The organism is Mesorhizobium sp. B2-1-8 (assembly GCF_006442545.2).
Taxonomy (GTDB): domain Bacteria; phylum Pseudomonadota; class Alphaproteobacteria; order Rhizobiales; family Rhizobiaceae; genus Mesorhizobium.
This window is the reverse complement of sequence record NZ_CP083952.1, coordinates 6,084,972-6,098,656: the sequence shown is the minus strand read 5'-3', so window position 1 is coordinate 6,098,656 and position 13,685 is coordinate 6,084,972. Positions and strand designations below refer to the sequence as shown.

General features: G+C 67.5%; 2 protein-coding genes. Both read right to left on the bottom strand.

What is annotated here, in order from left to right; genetic code table 11:
- Positions 1–69 precede the first annotated feature (69 nt).
- Complete coding sequence (locus tag FJ970_RS33735; protein WP_265336208.1) at positions 70–9,828, bottom strand: DUF4347 domain-containing protein; 9,759 nt, start codon at positions 9,826–9,828, stop codon at positions 70–72.
- Between the two features lie 593 nt (positions 9,829–10,421).
- Positions 10,422–13,670 (bottom strand): YadA family autotransporter adhesin, encoded by a 3,249-nt coding sequence (locus FJ970_RS33730; RefSeq protein ID WP_265336241.1) that lies wholly within the window; start codon positions 13,668–13,670, stop codon positions 10,422–10,424.
- Positions 13,671–13,685 lie beyond the last annotated feature (15 nt).

The following is a 13,685-nucleotide window of genomic DNA, read 5'->3' as shown; positions in this document are numbered from 1 at the left end:
GATTTCGCATTGGCGCCGCCCGCGCGTCAGTCCTCAAATTTGGACCGTCTCCGTTGTCAACATTCCCGCTCACTCATGCGGCTTCAGAAGATCCTTCAGCGTCGTCTTGACGGTGTGGTCGTTGTTGGCGTAGCCGGTACCAGGCTTCGTCTGGTCCGAGTTGAGATCCGTAGTCGCCCCCGACGGCTTGTTCTGGTTCTGCCCAAATCCCCCGATGGTCTTGAGGACATTAAGCAGGTCTGTCGTCACCGATGCCCCCGCAAGGCCGATCAGGTGGCGGAGCGAGGCTTGGCTGCCAGGATCACCGTCGCCCTTGGTCGAGCTGGACTGCAGGAATTGCCCGGTGTCCTTGAGGCCAAGCGAGTCGGACGTGACCTTGGCGGTCTTCTGGGTCGTTGTCGCCAGGGTTGTGGTCGACGCGACAACCGAGTCTTTGTGACCGCCCGAGGGTCCAGTCGGACCGGTTGGCCCGGTCGGACCAGTCGTGCCCTTAGGCCCGGTATTGCCCTTGGGTCCGGTATCGCCCTTGGGTCCAGTTGCGCCGGTCGAACCGGTTGCGCCCTTCGGCCCGGTGTCGCCTTTCGGTCCTGTCGAACCAGTTGAGCCCGTGGCGCCAGTGGCACCCGTCGCGCCCTTGGGTCCGGTATCGCCCTTGGGTCCGGTCGCGCCGGTCGAACCGGTTGCGCCCTTGGGTCCGGTATCGCCCTTCGGTCCAGTTGCGCCGGTCGAGCCTGTGGCACCAGTGGAGCCCGTTGCTCCGGTACCGCCGGTCGCACCGGTCGAGCCTGTGGCTCCCGTCGCGCCCGTGGCTCCGGTCGAGCCTGTTGCGCCGGTGTTGCCAGTCGCGCCGGTTGCACCTGTGGCTCCAGTCGAGCCCGTCGCTCCGGTATCGCCCGTAGGCCCAGTCGAGCCCGTGGCGCCGGTGTCGCCGGTTGCACCTGTGGCTCCAGTCGAACCCGTGGCGCCCGTATCGCCGGTGGCACCTATGGCTCCGGTTGCTCCAGTCGAACCAGTGGCTCCGGTATCGCCGGTTGCACCGGTGGCCCCGGTTGCGCCGGTCGAACCCGTAGCTCCGGTCGAGCCAGTGGCACCAGTGTCGCCGGTTGCTCCGGTCGAACCCGTGGCGCCGGTATCGCCGGTCGCGCCTGTGGCTCCGGTCGAACCGGTTGCACCCTTCGGCCCGGTGTCGCCTTTCGGTCCTGTCGAACCAGTTGAGCCCGTGGCGCCAGTGGCACCCGTCGCGCCCTTGGGTCCAGTCTCGCCCTTCGGCCCGGTCGCTCCGGTCGAACCGGTTGCGCCCTTCGGCCCGGTCGCTCCGGTCGAACCGGTTGCGCCCTTCGGCCCGGTGTCGCCCTTTGGCCCGGTCGCTCCGGTCGAACCGGTTGCACCCTTCGGCCCGGTGTCGCCCTTTGGCCCGGTCGCTCCGGTCGAACCGGTTGCACCCTTCGGCCCAGTGTCGCCCTTGGGTCCGGTATCGCCCTTCGGTCCAGTTGCGCCGGTCGAGCCTGTGGCACCAGTGGAGCCCGTTGCTCCGGTACCGCCGGTCGAGCCGGTCGCACCGGTCGAGCCAGTGGCTCCCGCCGCGCCTGTGGCTCCGGTAGAGCCTGTTGCGCCGGTGTTGCCAGTCGCGCCGGTTGCACCTGTGGCTCCAGTCGAGCCCGTCGCTCCGGTATCGCCCGTGGCCCCAGGCGAACCCGTAGCGCCCGTATCGCCGGTTGCACCAGATCCTGTGGCGCCGGTTGAACCCGTGGCGCCGGTTGCTCCAGTTGAGCCCGTGGCACCAGTGTCGCCGGTTGCTCCGGTCGAACCCGTAGCGCCAGTATCACCGCTCGAGCCTGTGGCACCCGTATCGCCAATTGCGCCCGTGGCGCCGGTATCGCCGGTTGCGCCCGTGGCTCCGGTCGCACCTGTGGCACCGGTTGCTCCGGTATCGCCAGTCGCACCTGTAGCTCCGGTTGCACCAGTCGAACCTGTATCGCCGGTAGCGCCGGTCGAGCCCGTCGCGCCCGTGTCGCCGGTCGCACCTGTGGCTCCGGTTGCTCCAGTCGAACCTGTGGCACCCGTGTCGCCGGTCGCACCCGTGGCGCCGGTATCGCCAGTGGCTCCCGTCGAGCCGGTTGCGCCTGTATCGCCGGTTGCGCCTGTTGCGCCTGTTGCGCCAGTCGCTCCGGTATCGCCGGTTGCACCTGTGGCTCCGGTTGCTCCAGTCGAACCCGTGGCGCCGGTATCGCCGGTTGCTCCGGTCGCGCCAGTTGCACCTGTATCACCGGTCGCGCCTGTGGCCCCGGTTGCACCGGTCGACCCAGTTGCACCCGTGTCGCCAGTCGCACCAGTCGAGCCAGTTGCACCCGTATCACCGGTCGCGCCTGTGGCTCCGGTTGCGCCAGTCCAGCCGGTGGCACCGGTATCGCCAGTGGCACCAGTCGAGCCTGTGGCGCCTGTATCGCCGGTTGATCCGGTCGCGCCTGTATCGCCAGTCGCACCTGTGGCTCCGGTCGCGCCGGTCGAACCTGTGGCGCCCGTATCGCCAGTTGCGCCTGTAGCTCCGGTCGAACCCGTTGCGCCTGTATCGCCGGTTGCTCCGGTCGAGCCCGTAGCTCCGGTGTCGCCTGTGGCACCAGTAGATCCTGTAGCGCCGGTTGCTCCGGTCGAACCCGTGGCGCCGGTATCACCGGTCGCGCCTGTGGCTCCGGTTGCTCCGGTCGAACCCGTGGCGCCGGTATCACCGGTCGCGCCTGTGGCTCCGGTTGCTCCAGTCGAACCGGTGGCGCCGGTATCGCCGGTCGCACCTGTGGCGCCGGTTGCTCCAGTCGAACCCGTGGCACCCGTATCGCCGGTCGCACCTGTGGCTCCGGTTGCTCCAGTCGAGCCCGTGGCACCGGTGTCGCCAGTCGCACCTGTGGCACCTGTTGCCCCGGTCGAACCCGTGGCTCCGGTATCACCAGTCGCACCTGTGGCTCCAGTCGAGCCCGTCGCTCCGGTATCGCCGGTCGCACCTGTGGCTCCGGTTGCTCCGGTCGAACCCGTCGCGCCCGTATCACCGGTCGCGCCTGTGGCTCCGGTTGCTCCGGTCGAACCTGTGGCGCCCGTATCACCGGTCGCGCCTGTGGCTCCAGTTGCTCCAGTCGAGCCCGTCGCTCCGGTATCGCCGGTGGCGCCTGTGGCCCCGGTTGCTCCAGTCGAACCTGTGGCGCCGGTATCGCCGGTCGCACCTGTGGCTCCAGTTGCTCCAGTCGAGCCCGTCGCTCCGGTATCGCCGGTCGCACCTGTGGCTCCGGTTGCACCGGTCGAGCCTGTGGCACCCGTATCGCCGGTTGCACCTGTGGCTCCGGTTGCACCGGTCGAACCTGTCGCCCCGGTATCGCCGGTCGCACCTGTGGCGCCGGTTGCACCGGTCGAACCTGTCGCCCCGGTATCGCCGGTCGCACCTGTGGCGCCGGTTGCTCCAGTCGAACCCGTGGCTCCGGTATCGCCGGTCGCACCTGTGGCGCCGGTTGCTCCGGTCGCGCCAGTTGCACCTGTATCACCGGTCGCGCCTGTGGCGCCGGTTGCACCGGTCGACCCAGTTGCACCCGTGTCGCCAGTCGCACCAGTCGAGCCAGTTGCACCCGTATCACCGGTCGCGCCTGTGGCTCCGGTTGCGCCAGTCGAGCCGGTGGCACCGGTATCGCCAGTGGCACCTGTGGCTCCAGTCGAGCCTGTGGCGCCGGTATCGCCCGTTGCGCCTGTGGCTCCGGTCGCTCCGGTCGAACCCGTATCACCGGTCGCACCCGTGGCTCCGGTTGCTCCGGTCGAGCCAGTTGCACCTGTATCACCGGTCGCGCCTGTGGCTCCGGTCGCTCCAGTCGAGCCTGTGGCGCCAGTGTCGCCGGTTGAGCCTGTCGCCCCGGTATTACCAGTCGCACCAGTGGCTCCGGTTGAGCCTGTGGCGCCGGTTGCTCCGGTCGAACCTGTGGCGCCCGTATCGCCGGTCGCGCCTGTGGCTCCGGTCGAGCCCGTAGCTCCGGTGTCGCCTGTGGCACCAGTAGATCCTGTAGCGCCGGTTGATCCGGTCGCGCCTGTATCGCCAGTCGCACCGGTTGCACCGGTCGAACCTGTCGCCCCGGTATCGCCGGTCGCACCTGTGGCTCCAGTCGAACCCGTGGCGCCCGTGTCGCCGGTCGCGCCTGTGGCGCCGGTTGCACCGGTCGACCCAGTTGCACCCGTATCGCCAGTGGCGCCAGTCGATCCGGTTGCGCCCGTGTCGCCGGTCGCGCCTGTGGCTCCAGTTGCTCCGGTCGCACCTGTGGCGCCGGTATCGCCGGTCGAACCTGTGGCGCCGGTTGCTCCAGTCGAACCTGTGGCGCCGGTATCGCCGGTCGCGCCTGTTGCTCCGGTCGAGCCAGTTGCACCCGTATCGCCGGTCGCACCTGTGGCTCCGGTTGCGCCAGTCGAACCTGTGGCGCCGGTATCGCCGGTAGCGCCTGTTGCTCCAGTCGAGCCCGTGGCACCCGTATCACCGGTCGCACCTGTGGCTCCGGTTGCTCCCGTCGAGCCGGTTGCGCCAGTATCACCAGTCGCGCCTGTGGCCCCGGTCGAACCCGTGGCACCCGTATCACCGGTCGAACCTGTGGCGCCCGTTGCTCCGGTCGCGCCAGTTGCACCTGTATCACCGGTCGCGCCTGTGGCACCGGTTGCACCGGTCGACCCAGTTGCACCCGTATCGCCAGTCGCACCAGTCGATCCGGTTGCGCCCGTATCACCGGTCGCACCCGTGGCTCCGGTAGCCCCAGTTGAGCCCGTAGAGCCTGTTTCGCCAGTTGCTCCTGTGGCTCCGGTTGCTCCGGTCGAACCCGTGGCGCCTGTATCGCCGGTTGCTCCGGTCGCACCTGTGGCGCCCGTTTCGCCCGTCGCACCTGTGGCTCCAGTCGAACCTGTGGCTCCGGTATCGCCGGTTGCGCCTGTGGCTCCGGTTGCTCCGGTCGAACCCGTGGCGCCCGTATCGCCGGTCGCACCTGTCGCTCCGGTTGCTCCGGTTGAGCCCGTGGCGCCCGTATCACCGGTCGCACCTGTCGCGCCGGTTGCTCCAGTCGAACCTGTGGCCCCCGTATCGCCGGTCGCGCCTGTGGCTCCAGTTGCTCCAGTCGAGCCCGTCGCTCCGGTATCGCCGGTGGCGCCTGTGGCGCCGGTCGAACCCGTGGCGCCCGTATCGCCGGTCGCCCCTGTGGCTCCGGTTGCTCCAGTCGAGCCCGTGGCACCGGTGTCGCCAGTCGCACCTGTGGCTCCAGTTGCTCCAGTCGAGCCCGTCGCTCCGGTGTCGCCGGTGGCGCCTGTGGCGCCGGTCGAACCCGTGGCGCCCGTATCGCCGGTCGCCCCTGTGGCTCCGGTTGCTCCAGTCGACCCGGTGGCACCCGTATCGCCAGTCGCGCCTGTAGCACCGGTCGCTCCAGTCGAGCCGGTGGCACCCGTATCGCCGGTCGCGCCTGTGGCGCCCGTTGCTCCGGTCGAGCCGGTGGCACCCGTATCGCCGGTCGAACCTGTGGCGCCCGTATCGCCGGTCGCGCCTGTGGCTCCGGTCGAGCCCGTAGCTCCGGTGTCGCCTGTGGCACCAGTAGATCCTGTAGCGCCGGTTGATCCGGTCGCGCCTGTATCGCCAGTCGCACCGGTTGCACCGGTCGAACCTGTCGCCCCGGTATCGCCGGTCGCACCTGTGGCGCCGGTTGCACCGGTCGAACCTGTCGCCCCGGTATCGCCGGTCGCACCTGTGGCGCCGGTTGCTCCGGTCGAACCCGTGGCGCCCGTATCGCCAGTCGCACCTGTGGCTCCGGTTGCCCCAGTTGAGCCCGTGTCGCCGGTCGCGCCAGTGGCGCCCGTGTCGCCGGTCGCACCTGTGGCGCCGGTTGCTCCAGTCGAACCCGTGGCGCCCGTATCGCCGGTCGCGCCTGTGGCGCCAGTGGCTCCGGTATCACCGGTCGAGCCCGTGGCTCCGGTTGCTCCGGTCGAACCTGTGGCGCCCGTATCGCCGGTCGCACCTGTGGCTCCAGTCGAACCCGTAGCGCCGGTATCACCGATTGCGCCTGTGGCTCCGGTTGCCCCAGTCGAACCCGTGGCGCCGGTATCGCCGGTCGCGCCTGTGGCACCGGTTGCGCCAGTCGAACCCGTAGCGCCAGTATCACCGGTCGCGCCGGTGGCACCTGTGGCTCCAGTCGAGCCAGTCGCTCCGGTATCGCCGGTCGCACCTGTGGCTCCGGTTGCTCCGGTCGAACCCGTGGCGCCCGTGTCGCCGGTCGCACCTGTGGCACCTGTTGCCCCGGTCGAACCCGTGGCGCCCGTATCGCCGGTCGCGCCTGTGGCGCCGGTTGCTCCAGTCGAGCCCGTCGCTCCGGTATCGCCGGTCGCGCCTGTGGCGCCGGTTGCTCCGGTCGAGCCCGTGGCACCCGTATCGCCGGTCGAGCCCGTCGCACCCGTATCGCCGGTCGCACCTGTGGCTCCGGTTGCTCCAGTCGAGCCGGTGGCACCGGTATCGCCGGTTGCGCCAGTCGCACCGGTCGAACCTGTGGCACCCGTATCGCCAGTCGCACCAGTCGATCCGGTTGCGCCAGTATCGCCGGTTGCACCCGTAGCTCCGGTTGCACCGGTCGAGCCGGTTGCACCAGTAGATCCTGTAGCGCCGGTTGATCCGGTTGCGCCCGTATCACCGGTCGCGCCAGTGGCGCCGGTATCGCCAGTCGCGCCTGTGGCCCCGGTTGCTCCAGTCGAACCTGTGGCGCCGGTATCGCCGGTCGCACCTGTTGCTCCGGTAGCTCCGGTATCGCCAGTCGCGCCGGTCGAGCCTATGGCTCCGGTCGAACCAGTCGCGCCAGTTGAACCCGTGGCTCCGGTTGAACCAGTCGCGCCGGTCGAACCCGTGGCGCCGGTCGAACCTGTGGCTCCGGTCGAACCAGTCGCGCCTGTGACGCCTGTGGCACCAGTCGAACCCGTGGCACCCGTATCGCCAGTCGAACCCGTGGCGCCCGTTGAACCTGTGGCTCCGGTCGAACCGGTCGCGCCAGTTAAACCCGCGGCTCCGGTTGAGCCAGTTGCGCCGGTCGAACCCGCGGCGCCCGTCGAACCCGTGGCGCCGGTCGAACCCGCGGCGCCCGTCGAACCCGCCGCACCAGTTGAACCCGCCGCGCCCGTCGAACCCGTCGGGCCTGTAGGCCCGACCGCGTGGCCTGCGGACCCGGTAGCTCCTATCGTAACCTGTCCGCCGTTGAGGGCGCTGTTGACAAAGGTGAAGTCGCTATTGCCGTTGGTAAAGTTTCCGAGGAATGTCTCCGCATCGAGCAATGTGCCGGTGCCGTTCGCGCCGCTGTATATGTAAACCGTCGCTTCTCCATTGCCGTCAATCACGACCTCGGAGACAGGGGTACCACCCAGATTCTCCAGTACCAATGCATCGCCCGGGAGAAATCCTGCGTATGCCGCACTGACCAATTGGGAGCTGATTTCAGTAACTGTGCCATTCGTGTTGTTGTTACCGTCAGTGATGAAGTGGACGGTCTGGCCGGCGGCTACGCCAACGCCGGTGCCGAACACCAGCGACGCATTGCCGTATAGATTCATGTAGCCGTTGCCGGTCACGTAAATATTGCCGGAGAACGTCGCGGAAGTTGAGAAACCGCTCGCAAGGGCCGCCGCCGTCGTGCCGACGATGTTGATGGAGCCGTCATTCTCGAAGAACTGATTGCCGATGTTGCTAGCAGCGTTGGCACCGGTGAGGGTCCAATTGGTGGTTGCCGACGTTCCCGACGTCAGATTTGCGGTGCCGTTCACGAAAATCTGACCTTGGTTGATCAAGGTCAGTGAGGTGGTGAACTGGGCTGCACCGCTGCTGTCGTTAACTGACCAAACGCTAGCGCCAGTGCCCGTCGCCTGGCGCAGGGTCGGCGGCATGTATATCCGGCTGTCGACCGCCTTTGCATTGCTGCCGGGGTGTGCGCCGACAAACGTGAAATTCGTCCCGGCGGCTGGTGTTGTGGATGGTTGTGTATTGGTGCCATTCCAGACTGAGTTGACATTGTCGAACCATGAGTCGACGGCACTAGCCGCGGTGAAGGTATTCGTCGTGGCCGGCGTGCTGAGAAAAGCGTCGGTTCCGCCAGCTCCATCGCTCTTCAGATCGACAAGCGTACCGGTGGCTGGAGCGCTGCCGAGTGTCAACGCGTACGATTGACCGGCGCCGTCCACCACTGTGAGGACGCTGCCATTCAGGCTTGCCGAAACAATGCTGGTGTTGCCAAAATCGACCTGGTTGGTCGCCGTCGTGATGCTGCCGCCGACGTTCAGCCCGCTGATGGTGCCGCTGAATCCAGCGAGGTTGGTGAGGTCCAGTGTTCCCGTGTTTGTCGCAGGGGTGTTGAAGGTGACCGTGCTTCCGGAGGCAACTGCACCGTCGAGCTTCAGTATCGACAGAGGCGATGAGGTGGCGATTTGGAGGTTGGTGACGCCCGTGGCGATGTTGCCGGTGATGTCCAGCGTGCCGCCATTCGCGATGATGATCCCGGTGCCGGTATTGATGTTCGCCGACACGGTTCCCGAGCCAGTCAGCGTTGCGCCGGTGCCGATCGTGAGGCCGGAGACATCAGTAAGTGTGCCGCCATCGAGCTGGATCTTGCCGTTGGTGATGCTCTCGGCTGCGCTGATCGTCAGATTGGCAGTCGCGCCGATCTCCAGCGTTTGGTTGGCATTGTTGATCGAGATCGCCGCTGCCGAGGTTGCCGTATTCTCTATCTTCAGGATCGAAGTGGCTGCGGTGCTGATCGAGAGCACGACACCGTTATCGATCGTCCCGAACAGGTCGAGTGTACCGCCGCCGGTCGCTGAGATCGTGCCAGTTCCGGTGTAGTGCCCGGTGACGTTCACTGTACCGCGTCCGGACAGGGTCGTGCCCACCCCGAGTTGCATTCCGCCGGAATCGTTGATCGTGCCGCCGGCCACGGTGATCGTGGCTCCCGAGGCCGACAGGTTGATGGCCGAGGCGCCGGTACCAGTCACGTTAAGTGTAAAGGCTGCGACGGCAAGCGAGCCGCCGGTGTTTATCTGCAATGAATTCAGGTTGGCAGTGCTGACGTTGAGAACGGGGTCATTGGCGACATTGTTGATGACGACATCATCACCGTTGACAGGTACCCCGCCGGTCCAGTTTCCAGCGATGCTCCAACTAGTACTGTTGGCTCCAGTCCATGTCTTCGTCGTCAACACTGCCGCATAGGCGCCGATGCCCGCCTCGGTCAGTGGCGGCTGCGCCCAAGCACGGCTCGCGGCGAGTTCCCATATGCCACCCTTCGCCGTTGCGCCAACGAGGCCGGTCGCGGCGGCAATACTCTTGCCGGTCGCGCGCGCCAGGCCACCGACGAGTTCATCACCCTCATCGCCGGCACCGGCATGACAGCTCCATAACCTCAAGCCGCCCCCCTCACGGAGCGCCCCGCCTATCGCGGCGAAATCGTCAGCGTCGTCGTCCAGCGTCCGTGCCGACCACTCGCCGGCCGCGAAGCTCACCCGCCCTGGCGCGCCGTGCGCGATGATGTGCACGGCGTCGAGGCCGTCGCGGCCTTCGAGCGCCAGTGCCATCTGGCGGGCTGCCGGGCGCCGGGCGTCGAGCACGATCGCCTCAACCCGTGGCCTCAGGTTGGCGAGGATCGTGCCGAGATCGGATACGGAGGGATCGACGAAAAGGAGTTCGGAGGGCGCATCGGTCCGCGCCTTCGGGCGATCAGTCGCAGCGTCCGGCAGCGGCCGGCGCCCGTCGAACCGCGGCAATGCACCAATGCCCTCACGGGGCACACGCGACAACACTTGACTCACACCCACCCACTCCCATCGCCCGTGCCGCCGATGTTTCGACGGCACACTCGCGAGTGAACTCCGGAATGGGAAACCGTCTGCCTTCCGCCGAGGACAGACATAGACGCGACATGTCACGATGCGCCTTGTAGACGCACCTTCTTCATGCGCGAAATTGCCTTGCTACCCAGATCCCTGCCCAACCCGCCTGCACAGATCTTGCGGCCACCGGCCGTGCGATCCGCGGGCATCCGCCATACCCAGATATTAGTAAATTCGAAAATTAGCGATTTGTAAACTATTAAGCAGGGAATTGGTAAATTGCCGAGAACGAGGCAGCAGACTTCGGTCAATATTTGAGGGTCGGACTCGCGCGAATTGTTCCTGAAAATCGAAGACTTGCCGGCTTCCTTTCAGGTGCTGCGAATGCTGCGAATAACCGCCATGGCCGGCCGCGGAGCTTGCTGAAGTGCCAGCTGGCGCTGACCATGATCGGCGATCCAGGCGCCGCGGGGCGACTGCCCGAGCCGACAAGGAAGAATTATCGGCGCGCGGGCTTCCAGCGAAGCCCGCGCGCTCGTTCTCGACTTGGACCAGCCGGGTCCATTCGCCGCTCACTCATGCGGCTTCAAGAGATCCTTCAGGGATGTCTTGACGGTGTGGTCGTTGCTGGCGTAGCCGGCGCCAGGCTTTGTCTGGTCCGAGGTGAGATCCGTGCTCGCCCCAGACGGCTTGTTGTGCTCGTTGCCGGATCCGCCAATCGTCTTGAGGACATTGAGCAGGTCTGTCGTCACCGTCGTGGCCGCAAGCCCGATCAGGTTGCGGAACGACGCATGACCGCCGGGGTCACTGCCGATCGAACTCGACTGCAGGAATTGCAGCGAGTCGTTCAGCCCCAGCGTGCTGGCCGTGACGTTGGCGTTGTGGCCGCCATTTCCGTTGCCGGAGTTGCCCTGTCCCTGGTGCGAGCCGTTGTCGGCATTGTTATGGTCGCCGGAATTACCAGGCGCGGGCTGTTCTCCGTTACCGTGGCCGTTATTAGCATGACCAGTCTCACCGCCACCCGAACCGGTTCCTCCGGTCGGCCCTGTCGGACCTTGCGAGCCTGTTGCACCAGTCGCGCCAGTCGAGCCGGTCGCTCCGGTCGAGCCAGTCGCTCCGGTCGAGCCTGTGGCTCCGGTTGAGCCTGTGGCACCGGTGGCACCAGTCGCTCCGGTCGCCCCGGTGTCGCCAGTCGCTCCGGTCGCGCCGGTCGCGCCGGTTGCACCGGTCGAACCAGTTGCACCGGTAGAGCCAGTCGCTCCGGTCGAGCCAGTCGCTCCGGTCGAGCCTGTGGCACCGGTGGCACCAGTCGAGCCAGTCGCTCCGGTCGCGCCGGTCGAACCAGTTGCTCCGGTCGCGCCGGTTGCTCCGGTAGAGCCAGTCGCTCCGGTTGCCCCGGTATCGCCAGTGGCACCAGTCGCTCCGGTCGCCCCGGTGTCGCCAGTCGCTCCGGTTGCGCCGGTCGAGCCTGTGGCGCCAGTCGCTCCAGTTGCCCCGGTAGCTCCGGTATCACCAGTGGCTCCAGTTGCGCCGGTCGCACCGGTATCACCAGTTGCACCCGTGGCTCCGGTTGCTCCAGTTGCGCCGGTCGCGCCGGTGTCGCCAGTCGCTCCGGTTGCGCCGGTCGCTCCAGTATCACCGGTCGCACCGGTAGAGCCGGTTGCTCCGGTCGAGCCAGTCGCACCGGTCGAGCCTGTGGCACCGGTAGAGCCAGTCGCTCCAGTTGCCCCAGTCGCACCGGTCGAACCAGTCGCTCCGGTCGAGCCAGTGGCACCTGTAGAGCCAGTGGCTCCGGTCGAGCCAGTGGCACCTGTCGAACCTGTTGCGCCGGTGTCGCCAGTCGCTCCGGTCGCTCCAGTATCACCAGTCGCCCCGGTCGAGCCAGTTGCGCCGGTTGCCCCGGTCGAGCCGGTGTCGCCAGTCGCTCCGGTCGCTCCAGTATCACCGGTCGCACCGGTAGAGCCGGTTGCTCCGGTCGAGCCAGTCGCACCGGTCGAGCCTGTGGCACCGGTAGAGCCAGTCGCTCCAGTTGCCCCAGTCGCACCGGTCGAACCAGTCGCTCCGGTCGAGCCAGTGGCACCTGTAGAGCCAGTGGCTCCGGTCGAGCCAGTGGCACCTGTCGAACCAGTTGCACCAGTCGAGCCGGTTGCTCCGGTCGAGCCGGTTGCTCCGGTCGAACCTGTGGCACCAGTCGAGCCCGTTGCTCCAGTCGAGCCAGTTGCCCCGGTCGAGCCTGTCGCTCCGGTAGAGCCAGTCGCTCCCGTATCGCCGGTCGCACCTGTGGCTCCGGTCGCACCAGTTGCGCCAGTCGAGCCCGTTGCGCCAGTCGCTCCGGTATTACCGGTTGCTCCGGTCGAACCTGTCGCTCCCGTGTCGCCAGTTGCACCTGTTGCGCCTGTAGAGCCAGTCGCTCCGGTGGAGCCTGTCGCTCCGGTTGCCCCGGTCGAGCCAGTCGCTCCGGTCGAGCCCGTGGCACCGGTCGAGCCAGTCGCTCCGGTAGAGCCAGTGGCACCTGTAGACCCGGTGGCTCCGGTTGCTCCCGTATCACCCGTCGCGCCCGTCGAACCTGTTGCGCCGGTGTCGCCAGTCGCTCCGGTTGCGCCGGTCGCTCCAGTATCACCGGTCGCACCGGTAGAGCCGGTTGCTCCGGTCGAGCCAGTCGCTCCGGTCGAGCCAGTGGCACCTGTAGACCCGGTGGCTCCGGTTGCTCCCGTATCACCCGTCGCGCCCGTCGAACCTGTTGCGCCGGTGTCGCCAGTCGCTCCGGTTGCGCCGGTCGAGCCTGTGGCACCGGTAGAGCCAGTCGCTCCGGTATCACCCGTGGCGCCAGTCGCTCCAGTTGCGCCGGTCGCACCGGTATCACCAGTTGCACCCGTGGCTCCGGTTGCTCCAGTTGCCCCGGTGTCGCCAGTCGCTCCGGTTGCGCCGGTCGCTCCAGTATCACCGGTCGCACCGGTAGAGCCGGTTGCTCCGGTCGAGCCAGTCGCACCGGTCGAGCCAGTCGCTCCGGTCGAGCCAGTGGCACCTGTAGAGCCGGTTGCTCCGGTCGAGCCGGTTGCTCCGGTTGCTCCCGTATCACCCGTCGCGCCCGTCGAACCTGTTGCGCCGGTGTCGCCAGTCGCACCGGTCGAGCCAGTCGCTCCAGTTGAGCCCGTTGCACCGGTCGAACCTGTGGCACCAGTCGAGCCCGTTGCTCCAGTCGAGCCAGTCGCCCCGGTCGAGCCAGTCGCACCATTAGAGCCGGTCGCACCCGTTGCACCAGTCGAGCCGGTAGCGCCCGTATCACCGGTTGCACCGGTAGAGCCGGTTGCTCCGGTATCACCAGTCGCACCTGTCGAGCCAGTTGCACCGGTCGAGCCAGTTGCACCGGTATCGCCCGTCGCGCCAGTCGAGCCGGTTGCACCTGTCGAGCCAGACGCACCGGTTGTGCCGGTCGCACCGGTTGAGCCCGTGGCTCCGGTATCACCAGTCGCGCCAGTCGGTCCCGTCGAACCACTCGCACCCGTGGAGCCTGTGGCTCCGGTATCACCAGCCGCTCCTGTAGAGCCGGTTGCACCAGTCGAGCCCGTGGCACCAGTCGAGCCAGTCGCTCCCGTCGAGCCGCTCGCACCGGTGGAACCTGTGGCTCCGGTCGAGCCAGTTGCGCCGCTAGAACCTGTGGCGCCTGTTGCACCCGTGGCTCCGGTCGCGCCAGTCGGTCCCGTCGAACCACTCGCACCCGTGGAACCTGTGGCTCCGGTCGAGCCGGTCGCACCCGTCGCTCCGGTTGCGCCTGTGGCTCCAGTCGCGCCTGTAGGTCCTGTCGGGCCGGTCTGCCCCACTTGGGTGACATCGAC